Origin of the sequence: Acinetobacter sp. YH12156, from assembly GCF_013418235.1 — a bacterium.
GTDB classification, from domain to species: Bacteria; Pseudomonadota; Gammaproteobacteria; order Pseudomonadales; family Moraxellaceae; genus Acinetobacter; species Acinetobacter pseudolwoffii.
Map to the genome: position 1 here is coordinate 1 of NZ_VPCL01000005.1, position 26,433 is coordinate 26,433.

The 26,433-nt window shown below is 41.1% G+C and carries 29 protein-coding genes, 1 tRNA gene and 1 pseudogene; 16 read left to right on the top strand and 15 right to left on the bottom strand.

Annotated elements, in window-relative coordinates; genetic code table 11:
- Positions 1-111 (top strand): annotated as a pseudogene (locus FTU87_RS06410) (IS701 family transposase); the annotation flags it as partial.
- 13 nt (positions 112-124) lie between these two features.
- Here the strand turns inward: FTU87_RS06410 and FTU87_RS06415 are convergent.
- Together FTU87_RS06415 and FTU87_RS06420 are read right to left on the bottom strand one after the other, a co-directional pair.
- Entirely contained in the window at positions 125-367 is a 243-nt protein-coding gene (locus FTU87_RS06415; RefSeq protein ID WP_180096851.1) for a hypothetical protein, read from the bottom strand.
- Positions 368-554: 187 nt separating this feature from the next.
- Positions 555-1,178, bottom strand: a complete 624-nt coding sequence (locus tag FTU87_RS06420) for a cation transporter (RefSeq protein WP_180077748.1) — start codon at positions 1,176-1,178, stop codon at positions 555-557.
- Positions 1,179-1,263: 85 nt separating this feature from the next.
- On the opposite strand from FTU87_RS06420, the gene FTU87_RS06425 reads away from it, so the two are divergent.
- The 3 genes from FTU87_RS06425 to FTU87_RS06435 all read left to right on the top strand — a co-directional run bounded on the left by FTU87_RS06425 (position 1,264) and on the right by FTU87_RS06435 (position 3,472).
- Entirely contained in the window at positions 1,264-1,674 is a 411-nt protein-coding gene (locus FTU87_RS06425) for a Cd(II)/Pb(II)-responsive transcriptional regulator (RefSeq protein WP_180077746.1), read from the top strand.
- Between the two features lie 131 nt (positions 1,675-1,805).
- The gene (gene yegQ, locus FTU87_RS06430) at positions 1,806-3,215 is read left to right on the top strand and encodes a tRNA 5-hydroxyuridine modification protein YegQ (protein ID WP_180096852.1); all 1,410 of its coding nucleotides are present in this window, start codon (positions 1,806-1,808) and stop codon (positions 3,213-3,215) included.
- A 2-nt stretch (positions 3,216-3,217) separates the two neighbouring features.
- Positions 3,218-3,472, top strand: coding sequence for a YfhL family 4Fe-4S dicluster ferredoxin (locus FTU87_RS06435; RefSeq protein WP_005097495.1), 255 nt, complete (start codon positions 3,218-3,220; stop codon positions 3,470-3,472).
- A gap of 265 nt (positions 3,473-3,737) precedes the next feature.
- Here the strand turns inward: FTU87_RS06435 and ahpF are convergent, their stop codons facing one another.
- The 6 genes from ahpF to glyA form a co-directional block, all read right to left on the bottom strand.
- Positions 3,738-5,303, bottom strand: a complete 1,566-nt coding sequence (gene ahpF, locus FTU87_RS06440; protein ID WP_180096853.1) for an alkyl hydroperoxide reductase subunit F — start codon at positions 5,301-5,303, stop codon at positions 3,738-3,740.
- Between the two features lie 207 nt (positions 5,304-5,510).
- Positions 5,511-6,428, bottom strand: a complete 918-nt coding sequence (locus tag FTU87_RS06445; RefSeq protein WP_180096854.1) for a hypothetical protein — start codon at positions 6,426-6,428, stop codon at positions 5,511-5,513.
- A 33-nt stretch (positions 6,429-6,461) separates the two neighbouring features.
- Positions 6,462-7,595 (bottom strand): toxic anion resistance protein, encoded by a 1,134-nt coding sequence (locus tag FTU87_RS06450; RefSeq protein ID WP_074383320.1) that lies wholly within the window; start codon positions 7,593-7,595, stop codon positions 6,462-6,464.
- A gap of 16 nt (positions 7,596-7,611) precedes the next feature.
- Complete coding sequence (locus tag FTU87_RS06455; RefSeq protein ID WP_005097500.1) at positions 7,612-8,403, bottom strand: hypothetical protein; 792 nt, start codon at positions 8,401-8,403, stop codon at positions 7,612-7,614.
- Positions 8,404-8,694: 291 nt separating this feature from the next.
- Positions 8,695-9,099, bottom strand: a complete 405-nt coding sequence (rnk, locus tag FTU87_RS06460; RefSeq protein ID WP_005097501.1) for a nucleoside diphosphate kinase regulator — start codon at positions 9,097-9,099, stop codon at positions 8,695-8,697.
- Positions 9,100-9,602: 503 nt separating this feature from the next.
- The gene (gene glyA / locus FTU87_RS06465; protein ID WP_005097502.1) at positions 9,603-10,853 is read right to left on the bottom strand and encodes a serine hydroxymethyltransferase; all 1,251 of its coding nucleotides are present in this window, start codon (positions 10,851-10,853) and stop codon (positions 9,603-9,605) included.
- A 538-nt stretch (positions 10,854-11,391) separates the two neighbouring features.
- On the opposite strand from glyA, the gene FTU87_RS06470 reads away from it, so the two are divergent.
- The 3 genes from FTU87_RS06470 to FTU87_RS06480 all read left to right on the top strand — a co-directional run bounded on the left by FTU87_RS06470 (position 11,392) and on the right by FTU87_RS06480 (position 13,405).
- The gene (locus FTU87_RS06470) at positions 11,392-12,090 is read left to right on the top strand and encodes a 3'-5' exonuclease (protein ID WP_180000653.1); all 699 of its coding nucleotides are present in this window, start codon (positions 11,392-11,394) and stop codon (positions 12,088-12,090) included.
- 100 nt (positions 12,091-12,190) lie between these two features.
- Positions 12,191-12,856 carry a hypothetical protein gene (locus FTU87_RS06475; protein ID WP_180096855.1) on the top strand — a complete coding sequence of 222 codons (666 nt, stop codon included), beginning with the start codon at positions 12,191-12,193 and terminating at the stop codon, positions 12,854-12,856.
- A gap of 198 nt (positions 12,857-13,054) precedes the next feature.
- Positions 13,055-13,405, top strand: coding sequence for a hypothetical protein (locus tag FTU87_RS06480; protein WP_005170170.1), 351 nt, complete (start codon positions 13,055-13,057; stop codon positions 13,403-13,405).
- Positions 13,406-13,566: 161 nt separating this feature from the next.
- Here the strand turns inward: FTU87_RS06480 and FTU87_RS06485 are convergent, their stop codons facing one another.
- Complete coding sequence (locus FTU87_RS06485) at positions 13,567-13,785, bottom strand: hypothetical protein (protein ID WP_005097507.1); 219 nt, start codon at positions 13,783-13,785, stop codon at positions 13,567-13,569.
- 874 nt (positions 13,786-14,659) lie between these two features.
- On the opposite strand from FTU87_RS06485, the gene FTU87_RS06490 reads away from it, so the two are divergent.
- Positions 14,660-14,833, top strand: a complete 174-nt coding sequence (locus FTU87_RS06490; protein ID WP_005097508.1) for a hypothetical protein — start codon at positions 14,660-14,662, stop codon at positions 14,831-14,833.
- A 37-nt stretch (positions 14,834-14,870) separates the two neighbouring features.
- On the opposite strand, the gene FTU87_RS06495 is transcribed toward FTU87_RS06490, so the two are convergent.
- Both FTU87_RS06495 and FTU87_RS06500 read right to left on the bottom strand, forming a co-directional pair.
- A complete protein-coding gene (locus FTU87_RS06495) occupies positions 14,871-15,788 on the bottom strand; it encodes a LysR family transcriptional regulator (RefSeq protein WP_005097509.1) in 918 nt (305 codons plus the stop codon).
- A 486-nt stretch (positions 15,789-16,274) separates the two neighbouring features.
- Positions 16,275-16,350: transfer RNA gene (locus FTU87_RS06500), tRNA-Arg, on the bottom strand.
- A 178-nt stretch (positions 16,351-16,528) separates the two neighbouring features.
- Here FTU87_RS06500 and FTU87_RS06505 point away from each other — a divergent pair.
- The 7 genes from FTU87_RS06505 to FTU87_RS06535 all read left to right on the top strand — a co-directional run bounded on the left by FTU87_RS06505 (position 16,529) and on the right by FTU87_RS06535 (position 22,623).
- On the top strand, positions 16,529-17,464 hold the full coding sequence (locus tag FTU87_RS06505) for an ABC transporter ATP-binding protein (protein ID WP_100357432.1): 936 nt from the start codon (positions 16,529-16,531) through the stop codon (positions 17,462-17,464).
- Positions 17,461-18,234 (top strand): ABC transporter permease, encoded by a 774-nt coding sequence (locus FTU87_RS06510; protein ID WP_005097525.1) that lies wholly within the window; start codon positions 17,461-17,463, stop codon positions 18,232-18,234. Before FTU87_RS06505 ends, FTU87_RS06510 begins: the two co-directional genes overlap by 4 nt.
- Positions 18,234-19,049, top strand: coding sequence for an NADPH-dependent 7-cyano-7-deazaguanine reductase QueF (gene queF / locus FTU87_RS06515; RefSeq protein ID WP_180096856.1), 816 nt, complete (start codon positions 18,234-18,236; stop codon positions 19,047-19,049). Before FTU87_RS06510 ends, queF begins: the two co-directional genes overlap by 1 nt.
- Positions 19,050-19,067: 18 nt before the next feature.
- Entirely contained in the window at positions 19,068-19,721 is a 654-nt protein-coding gene (locus FTU87_RS06520; RefSeq protein WP_005097528.1) for a hypothetical protein, read from the top strand.
- A 294-nt stretch (positions 19,722-20,015) separates the two neighbouring features.
- Entirely contained in the window at positions 20,016-21,017 is a 1,002-nt protein-coding gene (gene mltB / locus FTU87_RS06525; RefSeq protein ID WP_180075284.1) for a lytic murein transglycosylase B, read from the top strand.
- Between the two features lie 290 nt (positions 21,018-21,307).
- Positions 21,308-21,922 (top strand): septal ring lytic transglycosylase RlpA family protein, encoded by a 615-nt coding sequence (locus FTU87_RS06530; RefSeq protein ID WP_005097531.1) that lies wholly within the window; start codon positions 21,308-21,310, stop codon positions 21,920-21,922.
- Between the two features lie 245 nt (positions 21,923-22,167).
- On the top strand, positions 22,168-22,623 hold the full coding sequence (locus FTU87_RS06535; protein ID WP_180096857.1) for a DUF962 domain-containing protein: 456 nt from the start codon (positions 22,168-22,170) through the stop codon (positions 22,621-22,623).
- Between the two features lie 18 nt (positions 22,624-22,641).
- Here FTU87_RS06535 and FTU87_RS15290 read toward each other — a convergent pair whose 3' ends face one another.
- The 4 genes from FTU87_RS15290 to rpsB form a co-directional block, all read right to left on the bottom strand.
- A complete protein-coding gene (locus FTU87_RS15290; RefSeq protein ID WP_373684768.1) occupies positions 22,642-22,725 on the bottom strand; it encodes a hypothetical protein in 84 nt (27 codons plus the stop codon).
- 25 nt (positions 22,726-22,750) lie between these two features.
- Positions 22,751-22,855, bottom strand: a complete 105-nt coding sequence (locus FTU87_RS15105) for a DUF3465 domain-containing protein (RefSeq protein ID WP_257220463.1) — start codon at positions 22,853-22,855, stop codon at positions 22,751-22,753.
- A 447-nt stretch (positions 22,856-23,302) separates the two neighbouring features.
- Entirely contained in the window at positions 23,303-24,178 is an 876-nt protein-coding gene (gene tsf / locus FTU87_RS06545; RefSeq protein ID WP_005097533.1) for a translation elongation factor Ts, read from the bottom strand.
- 142 nt (positions 24,179-24,320) lie between these two features.
- Positions 24,321-25,067, bottom strand: coding sequence for a 30S ribosomal protein S2 (gene rpsB, locus FTU87_RS06550; protein WP_005097534.1), 747 nt, complete (start codon positions 25,065-25,067; stop codon positions 24,321-24,323).
- A gap of 471 nt (positions 25,068-25,538) precedes the next feature.
- On the opposite strand from rpsB, the gene map reads away from it, so the two are divergent.
- Positions 25,539-26,366, top strand: a complete 828-nt coding sequence (map, locus tag FTU87_RS06555) for a type I methionyl aminopeptidase (protein ID WP_005097535.1) — start codon at positions 25,539-25,541, stop codon at positions 26,364-26,366.
- Positions 26,367-26,433 lie beyond the last annotated feature (67 nt).

Consider the following 26,433-nt stretch of genomic DNA (forward strand, 5'->3'; position numbering starts at 1 on the left):
GAAAATGTATATCGTTGGCAGAAGAAATTATTTAGACCAGTTATCAAAAACTTCATTGATGACTTTATTCTCGATAAAAATCATCTGCTACCACAGAGAATCTATAAATAATAGTGCGTAAGTCCTAATTAATCTGGTTTTGACTTGGCAGTGCTGGCAACAAACCCGTCTTGGCATCCACGCTATTGTAATTCACACCCATCGCATTACCTGAACCACCACAATGGGCACTTGCAGTTGAAAGCAGACCGCGGGTTGCTTTACATGATCCAATCACCTGACCGGTGGCATCATAAGTGATGACCATAGAGCTACAGCCCGTCATCAGCACCATGGCCGCAAGTGAAAGTAGTTTTATGAAGTTCATTGTCCCCCCTCAAAAACAATAAAAATTAAATGGTTAAGTTATATCGCTATTCTATAAATTTCGCGGATGATTCTTTCTAAAATTAGTGGATTTGTAAAGCTTTATTTTTCATCTATTTAAAACATACAGGCCATAAAAAAGCTGCCCGTTAAGCAGCTTTTTTAGGATTAAACTTAAATATTCAGAATCAGGCTGACTCATGTCCTAATGCCCGTTCTGCCAGTGCCTGCTTCACAATCTGATAACCCGCAGTTAAACCAAGACTCGCCATAATCATCGCCACTATTATATCTGGCCACAGACTGCCTGTACCAAAAACCCCGACTGCTGCCAGAATCACGGCAGCATTGCCAATGGCATCATTTCGGCTACACAGCCAGACTGACCGCATATTGGAATCACCTTCACGAAAGGCATAAAGAATGACTGCCGTAAATACATTTGCCAGCAATGCCAGCACACCAATCAAGCCCATGGTCAGTGCCTCTGGCGGAATGCCTTGCAGATAGGCATAAATGACTTTACCGATGATCACCAAGCCAAATAAGGCCATGGTCATTCCCTTGAGCAAGGCGACTGTTGCGCGCCAGTACAGACTTGCACCGATGACCGCCAAAGAGACGCCATAATTGACGGCATCACCAAAGAAGTCCAAGGCATCTGCCCACAAAGCCGATGAATGTGCATAGGCCCCACCAATCAGTTCTACCACAAATAAAGTCAGGTTCACCACCAAGGCAATCCATAACGCTGTTCTAAACTTACTGTCAGGTTTGGGTGGAGCAGGTTCATGACTACAGCTACAGGCCATGTTGATCTTCCATACTTTCGTGCAAAAAATGAGTTAAAATAATTAGAAACTATGGACTAACTCCAAGGTCAAGCAGGAGCGAGCAATGTCAGTCTATTTAATTTCAGAAATAGCCAAAAAGACTGCTTTAAGCACAGATAGCATTCGCTTTTATGAGAAGAAAGGCTTGATACAGCCGAATTTTCGAGCAAGTAATCGCTATCGTTATTATGGTGAAGAAGCCCTGAAAAGGCTGCTTTTTATCAAACGCTGTCGTGCTTTGGACATGTCCTTAAAAGAGATTGAAGCCCTGATTAAACTCGAACAGAATCCGCAGCAGGAATGCAGTGCAGTGAATCAGCTCATTGACCAGCATTTAGAAGATATCTCCAGAAAAATTAGGGAATTACAGCTATTCGAACAACAACTGATTGCACTTCGAAAAAGTTGTAATATCCCGACCACCATTGATCATTGCCAGATTTTAAAAATGCTCGAACAGACTGAAAATAATTGAATATTGAATAATTTTAGTGCTTCATTTCACTCAAAATAAAACATTCTTTTTATTCTAAATTGCTTATTTCCGAGTAATTTACTGGGTTGAATCCAAATTTTAGATGGTTAGAATAAAACCGTACTTTTTATATGTCTTTCGATTCCATCATGAGCCTGACGACCGTTACTGAACTCCTCTCACCTGCCGGTTCACTGAAAAATATGCGCTATGCCTTTGCCTATGGTGCAGATGCAGTCTATGCAGGTCAGCCGCGTTATAGTTTGCGCGTTCGTAATAATGAATTTGATCATGACAATCTGGCGATTGGCATTCAAGAAGCCCATGAGCTAGGTAAAAAGTTCTATGTGGTCGTCAATATCCAGCCGCATAATTCCAAACTGAAAAATTTTATTCGTGATCTGGAACCTGTGGTGGCGATGCAGCCGGATGCGCTGATCATGTCTGATCCGGGCCTGATCATGATGGTGCGTGAACATTTTCCAGAAATGGATATTCATCTGTCTGTGCAAGCCAATGCAGTGAATTGGGCAACGGTAAAATTCTGGAAAAATATGGGACTCACGCGCGTGATTCTGTCACGTGAATTATCGATTGAAGAAATTGCTGAGATTAAACAGCAAGTACCGGATATGGAGATTGAGGTTTTCGTACATGGTGCGCTGTGCATGGCCTATTCCGGCCGTTGCATGCTGTCTGGTTACATGAATAAACGTGATGCCAATCAGGGTGCGTGTACCAATGCCTGCCGCTGGGAATACAAAGTTCTGGATGCGAAGGAAGATGAAACTGGTGATGTGATTCCGGTGAAAAATCTGGATTCAGGCTGCTGCTCTCAAGATGCCGACGAAGCACATATGCAAGCACAGCATCAATTTGATGAACCGATATTATTACAGCGTAATGATGAAGACATGTTTGCTGCCGAAGAAGATGAACATGGCACTTATTTCATGAATTCTAAAGACTTACGTGCGGTACAACATGTCGATCGTCTGATCAAGGTCGGGGTACATTCCTTGAAGATTGAAGGCCGGACCAAATCCTATTTTTACTGTGCCCGTACCGCACAAATCTATCGTAAGGCCATTGATGATGCGCTTGCGGGCCAACCATTTGACCCAGCATTGATGACGCAATTAGAAGGTCTGGCCAATCGTGGGTATACCGAAGGTTTCCTGCGCCGTCATGTGCACAGTGAATATCACAATTATGAAAATGGCTCTTCAAGTTTTGACCATCAACAGTTCTGCGGTGAAGTCTTAGAACGTAACGGTAACTCCATCAAAATTGATGTAAAAAACCGTTTTGTCGTGGGTGATTCCTTAGAGCTGATGACGACTCAAGGCAATATCAGCTTTGTTTTAACCGAAATGAAAGACAAAAAAGGCAATCTGATTTCTGAGGCTAAAGGCTCAGGTCATATCGTCGAGATTCCGGTTCCAGCAGATGTAGATATGCAATATGCACTGCTCATCCGCAATCTGCCGACATCGACTATAGATATTTCGGCATCGTCACTGGCTTATCAGGCGAGTTAAACATGGCGCTGCTGATTACCGACAAATGCATCAATTGCGATATGTGTTTAGCAGAATGTCCAAATGATGCGATTTATGAGGGTGCGAAAGTCTATGAGATTGATGTGAACCGTTGTACGGAATGTGTCGGCTTTTATGAGCGCCAAACCTGTGTAGATGTATGCCCAATTGAGTGCATTGTGCCACATCCTGAGCATGTAGAGACGCAAGAGCAACTGTTAGAAAAATTTAAAGTCTTGAATTTGTTCCAGTCTTAAGTACTGATCAAGCATTGGAATAAATATTGCATTGAATAAAGACAACCTTGGGGAAGGCTGAATAATAAGAGTCAAAACAAAAACAGTACAGAGGAAAGAAACAGCCAGAAGCAATTGGGGATGCTTCTGGCTGATCTAAAAAAGGAAGCAAATATAACAATAAAAAAAGGAACTCTGGTGTTAGCGTCCGGAGTTCCTATAAAAAGGTATAACAAAGATAATCGAGATCGAGTACCAAGGTTTTGGGGAACCTTGGTGCTATTTTTTACTGACCTGAACGGATGATGTAATCAAATGCAGACAGTGATGCTTTCGCGCCTTCACCGGTGGCAATGATGATCTGCTTATACGGAACAGTAGTACAGTCACCCGCCGCAAATACACCTTTCACATTGGTCTCGTTACGCTCATTAATCAGGATCTCGCCACGATTTGAAAGTTCTACCGCTGTTGCTTTTAAGAAATCGGTATTCGGCAACAAACCAATCTGTACGAAGATACCAGCCAATTCAACAGTGTGCTCTTCATCTGTTACACGGTCTTTGTATTTCAGTGCAGTCACTTGTGAACCGTCACCCACCACTTCAGTCGACAAGGCATTTTTAATTACCGTGGTGTTTGGCAAGCTTGTTAATTTGTCTTGCAATACCTGATCCGCACGAAGCTTGCTATCAAACTCAACCAAAGTCACATGCTCTACAATCCCTGCAAGATCAATCGCAGCTTCAACACCAGAGTTACCCCCACCGATTACCGCAACACGTTTGCCTTTGAACAATGGACCATCACAGTGTGGGCAGTAGGCCACACCACGGGTTTTGTATTCCTGTTCACCCGGAACGTTCATTTCTCTCCAGCGTGCACCTGTAGACAGGATGACTGTTTTCGATTCCAGTTTGGCACCATTCTCTAAAGTCACTTCTACCAGACCATTCGTTGTTTCATCTGCACCTTTGATGTTAGAGACACGTTGCAGGTTCATGATGTCAACACCGTATTCACGTACATGTGCTTCCATTTCAGCAGCAAACTTGGGACCTTGGGTTTTTTGAATCGAGGTAAAGTTTTCGATGTCCATGGTGTCCATGACCTGACCGCCCATGCGCTCAGCCACGATACCTGTACGGATACCTTTACGCGCTGCATAGATTGCAGATGTATTACCTGCAGGACCACCACCAATCACCAGTACATCAAAGGCGTCTTTGGCATTGAGCTTTTCAGCCTCTTTTGCTGCAGAGTTGGTATCCAGTTTTGCCATGATTTCTTCCAACGTCATACGACCCTGACCGATATGCTGGTTGTCCTGGAACACCATCGGCACCGCCATGATTTTGCGTTCTTCCACTTCATCCTGGAAGAATGCCCCATCAATCATGGTGGCTGTTGTGCCCGGGTTGTAAATTGCAATCAGGTTTAAGGCTTGAACCACATCCGGACAGTTATGGCAGCTGAGTGATACAAATACATCAAAATCAGATTTGATCCCTAAGCCTTTAATCGACTCTAAAACTTCAGCAGATACTTTCGGTGCATAACCAGAGCTTTGTAGTAAAGCCAGAATCAGTGAGGTGAATTCATGCCCCATTGGCAGACCTGCGAAGTAGACACGTGGTTCTTCACCTGCTTTGGCAATACCAAAGCTTGGTGCACGTTGGTTCTGGCCATCAAAACGCGCAGTGACTAAATCAGATAATGCAGCGATTTCCTCTACCAGTTCTTTGATTTTTGCAGATTTGTCGGAATCATTTAAAGTCGCAACCAGTTCAATCGGGCTTTCCAGACGTTCGAGTAGTGTTTTTAATTGGGCTGAAGTATTTTGGTCTAACATGGCTAACGTCTCCAAAGGAATAAATATTTATTTGATAAAGCGATATTAATGCATAAATCAAAATAGGTAAAACAGTTTGTTTTTATATTATAAATCGTTTTTTTAGATCATTGGTTTGATAATTATTTTTGGTATTTCAACTTTTAATTTTTATATTGTTTCATCAGCAGATAAAAAATGCTCCTAAACAGGAGCATTTCTAAAATATTAATTTATCCGTTGCTCGATACGCAAGGATCGGCCTTTGATTGAATTGGCCAAGAAGAACAGAACCAAACTCAGAAATGCCGATAAAATGGCCACTCCAATAATCACCAGATAGGTGATCTGACTCAACTGGTTTGCCTGTTGTACTTGCGTATTTACACTCTTGGCAACCGGTGTCATGGCTTGACCATAGATCTGTTGCTGCATGGTCCAGAGTTGTTCCGGCTTAAAGCCATATTGCTCAAATTTTGCATCCTGCTTTTCTGCTTCTACCAGATTGAATACATAAGGTTTTGCAGCCGATAAATCTTGCGGTTTATGCAAAAGTGCTGTTTGTGCCAGTAAATAAGATTTTACCGGTGCGGCAATCTCTGAATCGGCGAGGTATCGTGCAATTTCACTGTCATTGATATTGCTATCGTAATACACCACCTGCTGATAAGCATCATGCCGGTCATTCCGTAAATCATGCTGCCAGTAAGTTAATCCCGACCAGATCACGATAAAGACAATTAGCCAAGCGACAAATTTCAGCACAAAAGACTGAAAGCGCACATAAAAGAAACGCAGTTTCTTTAATAGGCCAATGATAAAAAATGCACCGATAAAAGAAGCAAAAATTTTAATAATCAGCCAGCCAAACCAGCTCAGCAAACTAAAAAAATAATCCGGACTATCACCAATGCTGGCCAGCGTGGCATCTACACTGACCGGTAAATGTAACTGCTGCACTTCGGTACTCAGGCCAAAAAAGCCATAGACCAGTTCCTGCTGAAAAAACAGACCAATGATGGAGGCAATAAATACCGTAGAACTGGTGATACCCAATAACATCAAATTGCGTTGACGTTTCTTGAGCGCAACCACGCCTTGCTTGATCTCACCAGGAGACACCGCATATTCATCTAAGGGAGGCAATCTTTACTCCTTTTAGATCTTCAACCACAATATTTAGTTGGGCTTTGATCCGCTCGTACTTGATTCAATCACCAAGTGATTCAGATTATCCTGTAAAGCCTTTAAACGCACGGTTGCTTCTGTGCGTTTTTGTACACCTTCTTTCTGAATCTGTATCACATCATTGACTGTTTTAATGAGGGTGTTTTGCACATGTTCAAGCGTTTCGATATCAATTACGGAGCGCTGATTGGCTTTTGCGGTATCGACAGAGTTCTGATGCAATAGATCTGCATTACGGCGCAGCAGTTCATTGGTGGCATCATCAATGGTATTGGCCAGCTGGACACTGTTTTTTTGTTCGCTCAGAGAAATGGCCAGACTGATCTGGTTTTTCCATGCCGGTAAAGTAATATTTTTAATGGCATAAAACTTGTCGACCAGCATCAGGTTGTTGGACTGGATAATCCGGATCATCGGCAAGGTTTGCATGGCAGATTGCTGCAAAACCTGCAAATCGCTGACCCGTTTTTCCAGATTATTGGCCAGATGGTTCAGATCATAAATTTTCTGTGTTGTGGTTTGATCTTGCGGCAAAGCGGTTAAAGCGGAGATTTCCTGCTGTAGCTCCTGCTCACGTAAACGGCCGGCTGCAATATGTACGCCTAACTGTTTATATTCATCCTGTACCCCGTCAAACATTTTATCCAGGGTATCTACACGCGCTTTCAAACCGGACTGCGAGGTTTCAATTTCTTTGACCAGCACATCGAGCTGCTCTTTGGTGGTATTGAAATGTGCATCAAAGTTGCCTTTTGCACCTTTGAACTTGCTAAGGAGATTGCCAAAAAAACCTGAACTTTTCTTTTGACTTAAAATGCTGCTGGTATTCAGTTGCTGGGCCACCTGCACCACCTGATTCAGTTTCTGCCCTGTCGCATCCAGATCTCTATTTTGGACCAGATTCAGTAATTCATCAGTATAGGTCGAGGTTTTGGTCGCAATATTTTTACCATACTCAGCCACGCTGTTATGACTCATATCCTGCAATTCTTTACGTGCTGCCAGTACTTCCTGAAAGTCAGCAGGTTGCAAGCCCAGTTCTTTCAGATCCATTTGCTGAAATTTTTGTTCGACCAGTTCATTCGAGCTTTCAACAGGTAAATTTACTAAATCAGACTTGGTCATGGTTCACCTTATATTGTTATGTTTTCGAGGGTTTCTCGAGGGATTTTTTTAACGTTTTAATCAGACTTTCACGGCTATTATCAAGTTTTTCCAGATCACTTGTCGAGTGCTTGCTCTGGCTTTGTTGGACATGATATTGCCAGGCCGGAATCAAGACCTGTTGCGCTTCTTTAAAGCGGTCTAATAAGCTAAAGGACAGCTGCTGTGAAAGCTGCATCTGGGTAATGGCAATGTCATTACTGCTTTGCAAGGTACGCAGTGTATTGATTTTCTTGGAAAGCCGCTCAGAAAAATTATCCAGTGGATGCTGGTTTTTGATGAACAGCGGATATTCTGATAAAAACTCGTCTGCCGCGACAATATGCTTGGCCATCTGCTCACGTAGACCCAAAAGCTGCTGAAAACGGGCCTGAGATTTCTGGATTTCAATCTGTAACTTACGACTTAGGTGATCTGCTTGATCGAGTAAACGGTCCAGTCGCTGATAATATTCAACCTGACTCGAACCATAATCCAGATCGATCCCAAGCCATTTTTGTAGTGCATTAAATTTACGTTTTTTCAGATATTTTTTAGATTCTGCCAAAGCCTGAATCAATTGCTCAATGGTCTGGCTCAGCTGTTGGGTCAAATGCGGATCGACCCCATTTAATAACACCGATTGTGCCTGAATCAGAGAATCCGCATAATGATTCAGTCCATATTGATGGCTCAGTACAGGCACAAGTTCATTACGTTTGATCGCCAGTATTTCTTCACGATCAAAAGACATGTCAGTCAAGGCGGGTAAAGCTTCAAATCGCGACATGACGAAGACTGTATCCTTTTAGAGAGATTAAATAAAAATCTTGAATATCCTCGAATGTAGCAAAAAAACAGACCACGTTGTGTATATTTATCCAGAAATTCGTTACATCACTTTAACTAAATCCATGTTTTATCTTTATTTTAATTATATTTTTTGCAATGAAAGCAAATGTGTTTGATAAATTTTGCTGTACTGCTAGCTTAGTCTGATGAAACTCTTGAACATCAATCATAAATCATAGATGAAAAAAGCCATATTACTATGGCTTTTGAGCATGCGTTCAAGACAATATCAGAGATAATCCCCGGTACTCTCTGGCTGATAAAGCACTTTTTCAATGGTCACTTTCATGGTGTGGCCATCTGGTTGTGGCCATTCAATGGTTTGACCTTCGGCTAAGCCCAGAATGGCTGCGCCTATCGGTGCAATCACATTTACCTGACCTTTATCACCTTTAAACTCATGTGGGTAAACCAGTGTGACTTCCACAGGCTCTGGAGACGGTGCAATAGTCAGTAACACACGCGAATGCATGGTGACAATATTACTTGCGATCTCCGCGGGGCCAACTATTTCAGCACGTGCCAGTTCATCTTCCAGACGAATCATGGTTTCGCTCAGCTTGGTCTGATGCTCAAGCATGGTTTCCAGACGATCTAAATCCTGCTGAGATAAAATAATAGTGGTTTTATTCATCCTGATTACCTTTGTTAGATACCTAAATAAAAAATTAATGAATCAACAGCCAACAGGAACACCAAATACAGGTTGTGCCCATATTTGAATGATTCCTATAAATACAATGTTCAGATTTAAAGAAAATGATCTCACTCACAGCGCTTATTGCACCAACACCTGAGCTCGTCTGAAATTTGCATAAAAATTTTCAGGTACTAAGCAGAATGTACAGGGTGGATCTAAAAAGCTGGCAATGAATAAATCAGTTCTTTTAAATATTTAAAAATGAGATTGGTCTATAAAAAACTTTAAGCCAGATTCAGAAAAACGCAATATGATTTTGTTGATGACTCATTTTCTTGTCCTATCAACATCAGCTATTAAATATTAGGCCTGAATCATGGTGCGATATAGATATAGTTTAACTCGAATTGCGCTAAACCAAATCCTGATTTTTTCTCGTCATTTTAACAGCTATAAAAAAAGCTCCCGGTTGGGAGCTCCTTTCCGATTAAAACCGATTATGCATAAACTGGGAATTTAGCACATACAGTTTCAACCTTCGCTTTCACCGCGTTAATGACCGTTTCATCACCTTTCGCATCCAGAATGTCAGCAATCCAGCCCGCAAGGTCACGTACTTCAGCTTCACCGAAACCACGGGTTGTCACTGCAGGTGTACCGATACGGATACCTGAAGTCACGAACGGAGAACGTGGATCGTTTGGTACAGAGTTTTTGTTCACAGTAATGTGAGCAGCACCTAACCAGGCATCTGCTTCTTTACCTGTGATATCTTGTTTGATTAACGACAACAAGAACAAGTGGTTCTCAGTACCGCCAGACACAATATCATAACCACGAGCGATTAGCACTTCAGCCATGGCTTTTGCATTCACCACAACTTGTTTTTGATATTCTTTGTATTCAGGCGCCATCGCTTCTTTAAAGCAGATCGCTTTCGCTGCAATCGCGTGAACCAAAGGACCACCTTGGTTACCCGGGAATACAGCAGACTGTAATTTTTTCTCGATTTCTTCGTTTGCTTTCGCAAGGATTAAACCAGAACGTGGACCACGAAGTGTTTTGTGAGTCGTGGTCGTTGTTACGTCAGCAATTTGCACTGGGCTTGGGTAAACGCCAGCAGCAACCAGACCTGCAACGTGCGCCATATCAACAAACAGGTAAGCACCCACTTTGTCCGCGATGTCACGGAAACGCTGCCAGTCTACGATTTGGCTGTATGCAGAGAAACCTGCAACGATCATACGTGGCTTGTGTTCCACCGCTAAACGTTCAACTTCTTCATAGTCGATTTCGCCAGTTTCTGGGTTTAAACCATATTGAATCGCGTTATATGTTTTACCAGAGAAGCTTACTTTTGCACCGTGAGTCAAGTGACCACCGTGAGCAAGGCTCATACCCAAAACTGTATCGCCAGGGTTAAGAAGCGCTAAGTAAACCGCTGAGTTTGCTTGTGAACCAGCATGTGGCTGAACGTTAGCATAATCAGCACCAAAGAGTTCTTTAGCACGGTCAATCGCCAATTGTTCGATCACGTCTACGTATTCGCAACCGCCATAGTAGCGTTTACCTGGGTAGCCTTCCGCATATTTGTTAGTGAGTTTTGAACCTTGAGCTTCCATGACTGCTGGTGAGCAGTAGTTTTCAGAAGCGATTAGCTCAATATGAGCTTCTTGACGAGCATCTTCATTCGAGATTGCTTGAGCTAATTCTGGATCAAATTCAGCAATAGAGATATTGGCAAACATTAGCGAGGTCCTATTGATTTAGGGCTTTTAAGCCGTGCTAAGATTGGCGCGTATTGTAGCATGAAGTTTTGCATTTTCGATCATGAACTTTCTGCAGTTTTTTATAAATATTACTCCAGCCTTTAGAAATCATGACCAATTTAAGTAAAATCAAATTATTGAATTGGCGTTAAAGTTTTTAACTTTTAAAATTTTGAGCATTTTTTATTCCTTCACCATCTAGTCTTGCTTGAAATGTGAAAAGACTGGTTTTCTCGAGCGCTCTGCAAGCATTTTAAAATGAGATTCAAGCTAAGTTCCGCTTACCTTTTTATCCTCTATAAACCTAGAACAGCAACTGCGTGTTAACCCTTAGAACATTTCAGGTGTACCGCTAAATCTTTTCCTGCATGAGAGTTCTGAACCTTAACCTGCAGCAAAATTGGATTTATTAACAGCATTCTTTGCGCTAAAAAGTATATTTTTTAATATTCAGCCTAATCTTTTTCCCAATTTATCGTTAATATGAGTCTGTCTCTTCTTTTATGGTGCTCAACGCATGCAGGCCATTATTCTTGATACCGAAACGCATACTTTAAATGGTCAACCCATTGAAGTTGCCTATGCGCCTGTCGCAATTGTAGACCATAAAATCAGTATGGATAAAAGCCGCCTGTTTGATCAGCTCTATTCATGTGACGAACCCATTTCTTTTGCCGCCATGGCGGTGCATCATATTCTGGAATCTGATCTGGAAGGTCAGCCACATTACAGTACTTTTCGTCTGCCAGATGAAACGATTTATATGATTGGTCATAATATTGATTATGACGTTCGTGCCGTCGAAAAATGTGGGGTAGATACCTCGAAAATTAAAGCGATTTGTACACTGGCTTTAGCACGTCGGGTCTGGCCAGATGCAGAAGCACATAATATTTCTGCACTGATTTATATGATTACCAAAGGCAGTGAACGAGCACGTGAAATGATCCGTAAAGCGCATCGTGCCGATATGGATATTATTTTAACTGCCAACATCCTGATGCATATCGTACACCACCTGAAAATTAACAGTATGCAGGAGCTGTTCGATGCTTCTGAAGATGCCCGAATTCCACGTACGATTAACTTTGGTAAACATCGCGGTAGCGCAATTGCAGAGCTTCCTGCCGACTATGTGCAATGGCTATTGCGCCAAGATGAACTGGATCCTTATTTGCGTAAGGCTCTCGAAAATACAGCGATTAGCACGCTTTAAACCCCTTAAAACAAGTATCTGTTTTTTAATATATTCTTCATATTATTGTAATTATCCCAGACTATGCTCTAGCTGAATTTAGTGAACAACTCATTCAGCTATGATGCATTTTTATAAAACTCCACGTGGGGTCGAGGTGCTACAGAATCGCTCTATCCCCTTGACCGCACGCCAACGCCGCTTATTGGTGCTAATCGGCAGCAAAGATTTTGATCTGTTACATGAGAGATTAAAGCAGCAACTAGCTCCCGCCGAGCTTTTAGAGCAACTTTGTGAAATGGATTTAATTGTTCCGGCTCACACCAGCATAATATCAAACAGTCCACATCAGACCGGCATAGAAGTCGATACCAAAATCAATTTGGCGCATTCCGAGATTTACCGTCCCTTAAATTCACCTCTGCCCGTCCCTTGTGTAACCGAGAACCGCAAAAACCTCCTAGTTCCTATCGAAGAGCTGCAAGAAAATTCATCTATTGAAACAAATCCAGACAATCAACCCCATCTACCCGAACCGCAAGCTTTATCTTTTGAAGACCTCAAATATATGATGATGGAAAGCTTACAAAAATATTGTGGCTTGATGGCCAAACAGCAAATTCAGCATATTTTACAGGTACAGGATGTGCGCAGTTTAAAAATGTGCCAAATACAGTGGATCACCTCATTGCAGGAAAGCCGACTTCCTCCGCAAGAATTGAATCACATTCTAAAACAGATCAATTTTTCTTTGGCACAATTACAGCAAAATCAAGCTCATGAATAAGCATGTCTTAGTCTTTTAAACTCTTAAATGAGTGACTTTAGCAATCAAGCAGATTTAGATTTCAAATATAAGTAATTGATTTTATATTATATTTACATTATCTCTAAATTTAAAGCCTGAAATATCAGACTTAAGCGGGATAGAAAAAACCTGAAAATCTCGCCATATAGTGATCATTAAAATCCGCTTGGTTGCTATATGCCACATTATTTAGAATTCGATGCGTTTGATAACCCCATGCAACTGAGCAAGGTGGGCAATTGGGTCATTACCTTTTTAAGTCCGGCTGAAGAACTAGAACTTGTGCAACTGGCAATTACCTATGTACTGCCCCGCCAGCTCAGTGACAGTTTACAACCGCGACGTGTAGTGATTCAAAAAAGCTCTATCGAGCACCATTGGCTGATTCAAGCCATTGAATGTTTTGACAGTAATACTCGTCAGGAAATTTCTTTAAGCCCCGAACATATCACCGCTCAGAAAACCTTAAAACAGATTCTGCAAGAATTTGAAAAATATGATGTGAATGTACAACTTAAGCACATCTAATTTCTGGCTCACCTCGGTGGGCTTTTTTATTAATAGGGGATAAATTTTGCTTTTCTGCATTCATTAAAAACTCACCAGGAAGGTGAGTTTTTAATGGCTAAACCTGTAATATCGGATAGATGGACTCAATTTTTTCACCTTTGTATAACGTATTGATCCAGTTATTCTACGACTTTATAAATATTTGAAGACTTTTGACTTTCAAATAACAGTTCAATACTCGGTAAAATAGTTTCGCCATCTACCACGATATGTTCAATTTTTTTTACCAGATCAATTGCATCATGCTGATGTTGCTCTGCAAATGAACGTAATAAAGCTTTCGCCTCAATGACCTTGCTAAATTGGTCTTTCACCTTTATATCAATAATCTTTGACATTTCTCTCTCCTTTCTATTTCCTAAGTTTCCATTTTTTATATCACACTTAAATCGCTTATTTAGGGTCAAGATGTTAGCGAATTTGGCAATGTAAACTTTTTTTATAGGAATCAATTAGAAAAGAAATCATCTGGAATCATTAAACAAAGCTTTATAACAGACATTAAAAAAGCTCGCATTGCTGCGAGCTCTGTGTTGGATGGCTAGTGCTAGATTTATTGTTTGGTGATCAACATCAAACTCAACTAACTGTCATTGATCCGTCCAACTTATCGGTAGCGTCTTATTGGTTTTACGACCTACCATGAGTTCAATATAGCAACATTTTTCAGACCTACAAGCCCTCTTTACACTTCTAAAAGAAGACTCATACAAGATTTAAATTGTCATTTTTCAAAACTAAATTATGATATTTCACGCTTATTAATTTCCAAATATTATTCTTTTTAGAAGAAAATATTTTTAGCATAAATATATGATTTCTATAAAATTTTAATTTAAGTTAATTTAGCTCAATATGTGTTCACATCATCCTTTATTAATTTATTCAGTTTTTTAAAATTTATTTTTTTAAATTATTGAGAATAATAAGCGCTACTCAGAAATTAGCGAACCTCTACAGGAACCGCTGTAATTAGCCGAATTAAAAGTAATTTTCTTATAGATATAATCCATTGTTATTTTGAACATAAAGCACTAATTTTTATTTAAAATGTACTGTATAAACACACTTATAAGCATCACAATTTGTAAAATCAAATCAGTTATAAAACAACAGTGTAATAAAGTCGCTCATATACAATAAACAAATGTACTCAAACCCGATATTAAATCGATCAAAACAAATCTATATTTCTAGAAAAGGTATATTGCGATGACTCATCCAGATGAAAAAATTAATGAAGAATTTCCAGAAGAGGAATTGGACCCACAAGAAAAACAGGATCGAGAGATGCAGCGCGGTCAGCTGGGCGTAGATAAAGACCCTCAGGTAAAAAGAGACCAAATCCGTCAACAACATCAGGATGAAGAGGAACAGAATCCTTAATATTCATATTATTGAGCCTGCTCCTTTGAGATTAGGATCAAGTGTAATACTGTGCCCGCTTTTTAGAGAATCGGTCAAGCTGCTTTAAGAATCCCTCAAAGTAATCTTTCTGTTTTTCTTCAGTTCGATAACCTGCATATAAAGTACGGCGTAAGCCTTCAGGGGCTACACAATCCAGACGGCGCGAAGTCACCCAGCCCTTCTGTTCATATTCATTTACCACCCAATCTGGCAATGCCGCAATCCCACGACCACTGGCAACAAGCTGAATCAGCATTTGAGTCAGATCGGTCGTCCGAATCTGTTTTGGCAAAATATTCGCAGGAATAAACAAGCGTGACATGATATCCAGACGATGCTTATCTACCGGATAAGTTACTAATGTTTCTTCTGCCAGTTCCTGCACCGTAATCTCTTGGGCACGTACTAAAGGATGTGTATTAGACAACACCAAACGTGATTCATATTCAAATACCGGGAAATATTCCACACCTTTGAGTGCAATCGGATCGGCAGTAATCAGCAAGTCAAACTCGCCCGTTTGTAACAATTCATGCGGATTGGCTTCAAAGCCCGAAGCAAAATCCAAATCAACATCTGGATATTGGATACGATACTGATTCAAAAGTGGCATTAGCCAGTCAAAACAACTATGACACTCTGACGAGAATATAATACGGCCTGTCTGTCCATGCACAATACGTGTGATATCACTTTGCGCTATCTGTACTTGTGGTAGCACATCATCAGCCAGTTTCAACAAACGTAAACCTACATTAGAAAAACTCACAGGGCGACTACGGCGATTGACCACTTCAACCCCGAACCATTGATCGAGTTCGCGCAATTGGTGAGACAAAGCTGAAGGTGTTAAACAGAGATCTCCTGCTGCTGCAACCAGTGATCCATGTTCTCTTAGCGCTGTCAGTGTTTTTAAATGTCGTAGTTCTATCATATGGCTTACCCAAAAAAATACAGAAACCAGCTACTCAAGCTTGGTGAATAGCATAATCTATTTCAGGATAATCACTTTAATATTTTCACTTTTAAATTATTTTAATGAATTTTACTCAACAAATAATCTGTTCAAAAATCGGTTTATTAAAAACATTTGAGTTATTTCATCCTCAAGATATTCAAGAGTCGTACTCTGCATTGCAATCAGCTCTCGTATTCAAAATATTCAAAGCCGTTGTGAATTAGCGTATCAAATCAAAATATAGAATCAGAATAAGTAAAAGAAAATGAGCATGTCATTTGTTTGTCTGAAAACTTTTAAGATTATTTTTGAGCAGTATCAAATAAAGTGAAAAGACAGAGTTTGAGATTCGATTTAAGCAATGCAATCTATATGGTGGCACTGAATAAAAAGTTTTATGAAAAGCAATCTGGTATAAAGATTTAATTTAAAGAGATTTTTATGTTGTAAGAAATAAGAAAATGGTGCGCTCAGCGGGACTCGAACCCACGCCACAGGCTTCGGAGACCTGTACTCTATCCAGTTGAGCTATGAGCGCGCGATGCACATCATAACAAAAAAAATCATAAGGTAAAGCAACTATCTATAACTTCGTCATTTTATGCTTAGACTTTATACAATGTTCCAAAACAGCAACACAGAATTCCATGTGAATCACTTGGCTTATTTTCCAAGATCACTCACAATATCTCAACTTTTCACCATTTGAGATATTCATGACTGATGCACTGATCTTAAGAGATGTGTCAAAGACCTATCGCAATGGCTTTCAGGCATTAAAAGGAATCAACTTAAATGTACCAGAAGGTGAGTTTTATGCACTTCTGGGGCCAAATGGCGCCGGAAAATCCACCACCATCGGTATTATCAGTTCATTAACAAAAAAAACCGCCGGCATAGTCGAAATTTTCGGTCACAACCTGGATACCCACCCCTCCCAAGCCAAACAGTGTTTAGGTGTGGTTCCTCAGGAATTTAACTTCGCCCAGTTTGAAAAAACTTTCGACATTCTGGTGACGCAAGCCGGCTATTACGGTATTCCTAAAAAAATTGCACAGCAACGGGCTGAACTCTATCTGACCAAGCTGGGCCTATGGGAAAAACGTGCAACGCAGGCGCGTATGCTGTCGGGCGGTATGAAACGTCGCTTGATGATTGCACGTGCCATGATGCATGAACCGAAACTTTTGATTCTGGATGAACCAACTGCGGGTGTCGACATCGAATTACGTCGTTCAATGTGGGAGTTTTTGAACGAGATGAATGAGCAAGGGACATCCATCATTCTCACCACCCACTATTTAGAAGAAGCCGAAATGCTGTGTCGCCGCATTGCGATTATCGATCGTGGTGTGATTAAAGAAGACACCAGCATGAAGAGCTTCCTAAGTCAGCTGAATGAAGAATCCTTTATTTTTGATCTTGCAGCACCGATTGAACCTTTGCATCTGGAGATTATCGGGGTACGTTTTAATTTAATCGACCCGATGACCTTAGAAATTACCATGGACAAGGCACATAGCATGAATGATCTGTTCCAGCTATTGGAATCACAGAATATTCAGGTACGCAGTATGCGTAACAAATCCAATCGTCTGGAAGAGCTTTTTGTCAAAATGGTCGAAAAAAATCTGGATGGAGCTGCGCAATGAACATTAATCAACTCAGCGTAGCTTTATATACCATTGTATATAAAGAAGTCCGCCGTTTTATGCGGATCTGGCCGCAAACCTTGTTACCACCTGCCATCACCATGAGCTTGTATTTCGTGATTTTCGGCAATCTGATCGGTTCGCGGATTGGAGACATGGGCGGCTATAGCTATATGGAGTTCATTGTGCCCGGTCTGATCATGATGGCCGTGATTACCAACAGCTATGCCAACGTCTCTTCCAGTTTTTTCAGTTCAAAATTTCAAAAGAGTATTGAAGAGCTGGTCATGAGTCCAGTACCGATGCATGCCATTCTTTGGGGACATGTGCTGGGCGGTGTGATTCGTGGAGTACTGGTGGCGATTATTGTTAGTGCCGTGAGTTTGTTTTTTGCGGATCTATACATTACCAACTGGTTTGTGACGATTTATACCGTATTGATTACCTCCCTGCTGTTTTCTTTGGGTGGTTTTATCAATGCCGTCTATGCCAAATCTTTTGATGATATTTCGATTATCCCGACCTTTGTTTTAACGCCACTGACTTATTTAGGCGGTGTGTTTTATGCAATTTCTGCCTTAAGTCCATTCTGGCAAAATTTATCTTTGATCAACCCTGTGGTGTATATGGTCAATGCCTTCCGCTATGGCATTTTAGGACATAGCGATGTCAATGTAACTGTTTCACTTGCAGTGGTCACCTTATGTTGCGGCCTGCTCTATGCATTGGCCTATCATTTACTCTCCCGTGGTTCAGGAATGCGTGAATAATGAGTGTAGAACAATCTCTCCTTGGTAAAGACACCAATTACCCGACAGAATATCAGCCGGATGTTCTGTTTCCAATTTCGCGCGCGCCTGCCCGTGAACAATACGCACATGTTGAAGCGATTCAGCAAGGCACCGACTGGTGGCATGTTTTTGAAATTTCCTGGTTAAATTCAGCCGGTGTGCCGCAAGTCGCAATTGGACGGATCAGCCTGCCTGCTTCTTCGCCGAATCTGATTGAATCCAAATCACTCAAGCTCTACTTTAATAGTTTGAATTTTGCCAAATTTGAATCTCAAGCTGACTTTATCGCCACGGTGGAAAAAGATTTATCTGCTGCGGCTGGCGCAGAGATTACGTTAGATTTATTTCAGGTTGATGACTTGGAAGTTACCAAGCCTGAAGGCATCTGCATTGATGAACTAATTCCGGAACGTCTGGAAAATCATCCTGATGCGAGTCTTTTGGCTCTGGATGCGAACCATACCGAAGAAGTTGAAATCCAGCTGTATTCACATTTATTAAGAAGTAACTGCCCAGTCACTGGACAACCGGATTGGGGTACAGTATTTATACGCTATCAGGGCAAAAAACCTTGTTATAAGAGTATTTTGGCTTATATTATTTCTTATCGTCAGCATAACGGTTTTCACGAACAATGCGTGGAGCAGATGTTTGCCGATCTCTGGCAACAACTGAAACCGGAAAAGCTGATGGTCTACGCAACCTATACACGCCGTGGTGGATTGGATATCAACCCTTGCCGTGTATCGGATTTAACATGGATGCCTCGCCCTATTCGATTAGCGCGACAATAAAAACATTGAGGTTTAACAATGCCATTTTTTGGTTTTATTCCTTCTGCAGAGCTTTTAAATACAATTCAGACTGCACAACAAAATAAAAATTCAAATGAGCCGCTTTACCCACTCCGTGATAAAACCGCATTGATGATTAATGATGAAATTATTGATGCGATTCTCACGGAACTGGTGCGTCGTTTTCCTGCAAGTGATAAGCGCGATACTGCGGAAAAACTGGCGGGCTATATCAAGTCAACTGTGGCGGTATTGCTGAAACAGTTATTGAGTAAAGCGCCGAATGATGTGGTGAAGCAATCTATTGCTTTCTCTGAACGTAGTCTGTTTAAAGACCCTGAAGGACAAATCCGTATTGGTGAGTCGCTGGATGCCAATCTGGTGACCAATTTAAAACATCATTATGCGGAACTAAAAGCCGGTCAGAGTATCGACAAACAAATGTTTAGCAACCTGTATAAGCAGTTTGGTGAAGCGACGGTACGTCACTTTATGGTCGATTTTAATAAAACCTTGGATCTTGGCATGATCAAACGCAAGGCAGCAGATATTGGTGCTTCTGCTGTGATTAAGGCCATCAATATGGCTGCAGATAAAATCATTCTCAATCTGAACAAGGATGAGCTTCGCGCCATGGCTGAATATCATGACACCTTGTTCTATACAGAATAGGTCTGCATAGAATCATCTAAGAGTGATTTTTTAAAATTAGCCTGACTTCGGTCAGGCTTTTTTATGTTCAATGAAATAGCTTGTTACAGATAAGCAGCTCCACAAGGCAAACTGACGCAAAAATAACCAGTCTTTCACTATTTTTGTATATGCATCTAGGTCTCTTAATCATCCGAATGTTATCTTTAATCTGGTTTTTACAGCCTCATGATTGAAAAAATTTCTCAATCTTTTTCATGGCATGATTCAAATAACATTGCCCGCAACTTATCAAAAATTGGAAATCGTACCAAGATGTTGAAATCGAATTTTTATAAAAAATTTAAACAGCTTTCAATCGCATTGACCGCATTAGGTCTCAGCAGTTTCAGTCTGGCCAACGATTTCCAATCTCATCCCTCTTATGCCAGTTTTAAACAGACTGCCATGCAAAATTATGGGCTGAGTGCCCAGCAAGTCGATTCAGCCATGAACGGGGCGCGCAACCTGCCCAATATCATCAATATTATGAATCGTCCAGGTGAAAGCAAGCCTTGGTATTCTTATAAAACCAACTTTCTGGCTGAGTCGACCATTCAACGCGGTGTGCGCTTTAAACAGCAATATGCGGAAACGCTGAATCGCGCTGAACAGCAGTTTGGTGTACCACAGTCAATCATTCTCGGGATTTTAGGGGTAGAAACCGGCTTTGGTACCAATAAGGGTTCTTTTGTCACCCGTGATGCGCTGGCCACCTTAGGTTTTGGTTATGAGCGTCGTGCCCAGTATTTTCAAGATGAACTGGCGGCATTAATTGCCTGGTCTTATAAAGATGGCGTTTCAGCTTCTTCTATCGTCGGCTCTTATGCAGGTGCGGTCGGTTATCCACAATTCATGCCAAGTAATATTCCAAAATTCGGCGTGGACTACGATGGTAACGGACATATTGACCTGCGTAATTCAGCAGTAGATGCGATTGGCTCGATTGCCAACTATTTAGCCCAGCATGGCTGGCAGCGTAATCAACCGATTGCTTTTCCGGCCCGTTATAGTGGCTCGAACCCGGATGCGGTAATTGCCAAAGATCTGACTCAACCTAGCCCATATGGTGTGTTAAAAACACAAGGGATTAGCCCAATGAATCCTATTGTTCAAATTGACGATCTAGACTTGGTCAATGTAATTCAATTACAAGAAAATTATGGGCATATTTACTATATTACTTATCCAAATTTTCAAGTGATTACTACTTATAATCGCAGCCGAATGTATGCCACTGCATTGTGGTTATTAGGTACAGAAATTACTAGCCGTTAACATGAGAATTTAATACAAATTATTAAAGTCAACATTTTTATGAGTGATTATGAGCAAATATTGATCAATTTTAATATTGTGTTACAATATTGATCATATTTTAATCACTCATTGTTTATTTTAAGTTCTTTTTTAAACTATTTTAATTAAATACTAGACAGGATATTGCAGGCATGAATATTATCCATTTCGTTAAATGTAGTTGCATAAGTTAAATATCAGGCGTGTTTACATGGTTTTTCAGTTACTTATGAACAAATCCATGCGATATGCTGTTAGGAGTTGATTCGATGCATTCTTCAATTTTGAAGTATTTTATGGCTATTGCCACGATAGTCACACTGACGCAATCGCAGGCAGATATGGTTCCGTCATCTTCGTTTAATCACGAAAATGACAATTCGCGCCTTGCAACGCGTGTATTAAATAAAGAAGCTCAAAGCTTCAATTCAAATTTCACCAATTTGAACAGCCTTTCAATCACTGAGCGTTCTGGCGATAAAGTTCGCCGTGAAACCATTGCAGCGAAAATTGAAATTCCTGCAGAAGAGCCTTCAGTGATTGAAAAACTGAATACCGTGGCTTCTAATACTGTACGCAAGTTCAGTCAGACAGGTACAGCCTCTTGGTATGGTCGCCAGTTCCACGGCCGTAAAACTGCAAGCGGTGAAACCTTTGACATGAATGCAATGACTGCTGCTCATCGTAGCCTGCCATTGAACTGTTATATTCGTGTGACCAATAGAAATAATGGTAAAAGCGTAGTGGTTAAAGTCAATGACCGCGGCCCATTCCATGGTAACCGTGTCGTCGATTTATCTTATGGCGCAGCGAAGAAACTCGGCATTACCAATGCCGGTGTTGGCAATGTCAGTATTGAGCGTGTCGCTGGTCCAAATTCTTAAGATTTAACTTGCAATACATTTAACCAAAAGCCACAGTAATGTGGCTTTTTTATTAACTTCAAGTTATAGAAAAATGACAATCAATCTATAGTTCCTCTTATCTCCGGCTACCTGTCCATTACAGCTTGAATGTTGCAAATTCGCCAAATAAAATTCACGTTCTGGCACGATTAACTTTTGACCAAACCTAGATTCTGCTTTATATTTTCAGGCAAGCACAACGTATTCATGGAATGGAGCGAATAATGAAAACAATATCTGAATGGCTGGATGAATATAGTGACAGTCATCAAAACAAAACCAATAAGCTGATTCACTGGGTCTGCGTACCGACTATCTATTTTTCGATTATTGGCATTATTGCGCACTTTAGTGCTTTACTGACCGCCCTTCTGCTAGCTCTGGCTTTTATTTTCTATGCCCGACTAGATATTGTTTTGGCAGTTGCAATGGCTACTTTAACATTGATCATGGCCTGGTTAATCTGGATTCTGCCAGTCGGTGCCGGTTTTTATGTTGGCCTATTTGTTTTTGCCTGGATTGGTCAGTTTTATGGCCACAAAGTGGAAGGCAAAAAGCCATCTTTCTTTAAAGACCTTCAATTCCTTCTTATTGGCCCGATTTGGTGCATGGATGCTTATTTAGCTAAAGTAGCACCTTCCTGGAAAAGTCGCCAGATACGAGACATGAAGAGCATTTAGCAGCATTCTTCATTTTTTCTAATGAGAAGAACCTTCTTGATAGGTTCTTCCTTGATGTTTTAACCGGCCATACACATGTTTTCGGGCACAATCATGATGCATCCAGTGCGCCACATCCCCCTTCTCGCTATTTATATTCACTATAAAATTCGACAATATCACCTTTTTGAATCGCACCAATGCCGGGTGCGGAATCGATATTATATGTCACCAATACAATTTGATCATTCAAGCATGAACTCTTAATAGCGTGATCCTTTATGATCATCACCTAACGTTGCAATCATTGCTCGATAAGATCGAACCCCAATATCACCCTGATGATGTTGAAAAGCAGTCTGAATTTTATTGAGATCATCTTGAGACATAGCTTTAAAATGAGTATCGGTGTGGCGACTTGGCTGACTTTATGTTGAGGAGCTCCTCTCAAACTGGTTTTGTTAGGTATCAACACAGATATACAGCAATCAATAAGACAATCATCGCCCCAATACCCATGTCGGTTTTATATGCGCTATTAATGATTTTCAATTCTTTAAATTTCGTTGATTTTATCACGCGCACTTTCTAAGCAAACTCGCATTTTCCAAGAAAAACTACCGCTTTCGACTTATTGTATTTTTATGCAGATATAAAAAAAGCCCCACAAAGTGGAGCTTCTTTATAATTCGTTACCGAATTATTGAGCAGCAGCCTGAGCAGCAGCAACTTCTTCTGCGAAACTCATTTCAGCTTTCTTCTCGATACCTTCACCAACTTCGAAACGAACGAATTCAGCTACAGTAGTACCTGTTGCTTTAAGAACGTCAGCAACTTTCTTGTCGTTGTCGATTACGTACATTTGACGCTCAAGAACAACTTCGTTCAAGTATTTCTCGACAGAACCCACAACCATCTTCTCAACGATGTTTGCTGGCTTGCCAGATTCAAGTGCTTTCGCTTCAGCAATTTCTTTCTCTTTCGCGATAAGCTCAGCAGAAACGCCTTCAGCATTTACAGCGACTGGGTTGAACGCAGCAACGTGCATTGCCAAGCCTTTACCAGTTGCTTCATCACCAGTATAAGAAACAACAACACCGATACGAAGACCGTGTTTGTAAACTGCAAGGTTAGCACCTTCAACAATTTTCGCACGACGTACTTGGATGTTTTCACCGATTTTTTGAACAAGAGCGATACGCGCTTCTTCTACAGTTGCACCATCTTCTAGTTTCAATTCAGCGATTTGAGCAGGATCAGTTACGTTTGCAGCAAGTGCAGCAGCCGCAACTTTCGCAGAGAAACCAGCAAAGTTTTCATCTTTTGCAACGAAGTCAGTCTGGCAGTTTACTTCTAAAAGAAGTGCTTTGTTGCCTTCTTGAGCAATCGTGATCGCGCCATCAGCAGCGATGTTACCCGCTTTTTTAGCAGCTTTCGCTTGACCAGATTTACGTAGGTTATCGATCGCTAATTCAACGTCGCCGCCCGCTTCTGTCAAAGCTTTTTTACATTCCATCATTGCAAGACCAGTACGATCGCGCAATTCTTTAACCATGCTTGCTGTAACTGCAGTCATGTTTATCTCCTAAATTCGGTAGAAAATGAATTCTTTTTAGAACAGAAACGGCCCAGAGGAGTTCTCATGGGCCGCCTGCATACATAACGCTTACTTTGCCACCATCACATGTCGCAAAAATGACAAGCTTGCGTCAAACGCATTAAGCCTCAGAAGCTGGAGCTTCTTCTGCTTTAGCTTGTGCATTCGCTTGTGATTGAGCATATTCTTTACCAGCAAGAATCGCATCAGCCATAGCAGAAGCATACAGTGTTACTGCACGGATCGCATCATCGTTACCCGGAATAACGTAATCTACGTTGTCTGGGTTAGAGTTTGTATCAACGATACCGATTACAGGAATACCAAGGTTCTTTGCTTCTTTGATTGCAATTGCTTCGTGATCAACGTCGATTACGAATAATGCGTCAGGTAAACCACCCATGTTTTTCACGCCGCCAAGACCGCGTTCAAGTTTTTCCATCTCACGAGTACGCTCTAAAGCTTCACGTTTAGTTAGCTTAAGGAAAGTACCGTCTTGAGATTGAGTTTGAAGGTCTTTTAGACGGTTGATAGATTGGCGAAGTGTTTTCCAGTTCGTCAACATACCACCTAACCAGCGGTGATCAACATATGGTTGACCAGCACGTTGCGCTTGTTCACGGATGATTGCAGAAGCTGCGCGCTTAGTACCAACAAACAAAACTTTGTTCTTTTTGCTCGCCAAGTTGTTAGCAAAGTTCAAAGCATCATTTAACGCAGGAACAGTGTGCTCAAGGTTGATGATGTGAATTTTGTTACGCGCACCAAAGATGTAATCGCGCATTTTTGGGTTCCAAAAACGTGTTTGGTGACCAAAGTGTGCGCCTGCTTGTAGAAGGTCGCGCATGCCTACGTTGTAATCTGCCATTTTCTTTACCTTAAAGTTTGGGTTAGGCCTCCATATACCCGCATTCTCCACCCAAGGGATTGCTGTCATTTTATCAGTGGTTGCGACAGAGGACATTTTTTAGCGATACAAGGCATGAATAGTGAGATTTAACATTCTAAATAAACTATTCATAACGCAGTAGCGTCAAAAAACGTCCCTGTCCCGAAGGGTTGTAGCTAAAATCCCCTCATACTTCGTTATGAAACTCGATAAGGGAATACCATTACCATCGTTTCATGCCTCGCATGACGAAATTTTAGCTGACAACGCAACTCACATATAAAGTGACAACAATCCCTAGAAGCACCCAGAGTAATGTGTCGATATATGTGCGGATTTTTTGTCCCATCGCACAAAGCCCGTGAAATTTATTCACGAAAAAGCATTTGATAAAATGGGCGGCTATTTATACCATAGTCACACACAAATTTCCAAAAGTTTTTAGAGATCATGAACAACACTTACCAAGCGCCACGTCGACTTATCAAAACCCCTGACGAAATTGAAAAAATGCGTGTGGCAGGGCGACTGGCGGCAGAAGTATTGGATATGATCAAACCGCATATTGTTCCAGGTGTTACTACGCTAGAACTTGATACGATTTGTCATGACTATATTGTTAACCAACAACAAGCCATTCCAGCCTGCTTAGGTTATGGTGCAGCACCAGGTCGGCCTGCTTTCCAGCATGTGATTTGCACTTCTGTGAATCATGTGGTGTGTCACGGCATTCCATCGGATAGCAAAAAATTGAAAAAAGGTGACATTCTGAATATCGATGTCACTGTGATTAAAGATGGCTATCATGGCGATACCAACATGATGTACATCGTCGGTGGTGAAACGTCTATTCTTGCTAACCGTCTATGTAAAGTAGCGCAAGAAGCCATGTACCGGGGTATTGAAACTGTAAAACCAGGGTCAACCATTGGTGATATTGGCCACGTGATTCAAAAATATGTCGAATCTGAACGTTTTGGTGTGGTACGTGAATATTGTGGTCATGGAATTGGCACGACTTTCCATGACGAACCGCAAGTATTGCATTATGGCCAGCCAGATACCGGGATGATTTTAGAAGAAGGCATGACTTTTACCATTGAGCCTATGGTGAATGGTGGCGACTGGAAAACCAAATTACTGGGTGATAAATGGACGGTGGTCACCAAAGACCATTCATTGTCAGCACAGTATGAACATACCCTGCTCGTCACTAAAACAGGGGTTGAAATCTTAACCGCGCGTCCGGATGAAGATCTGTCACGCTTTAATAAATAAGTACCAAGACAACACCACAAAATGGTCACTATAAAGTGGCCATTTTTAGTTTATATTGACTGGCTTA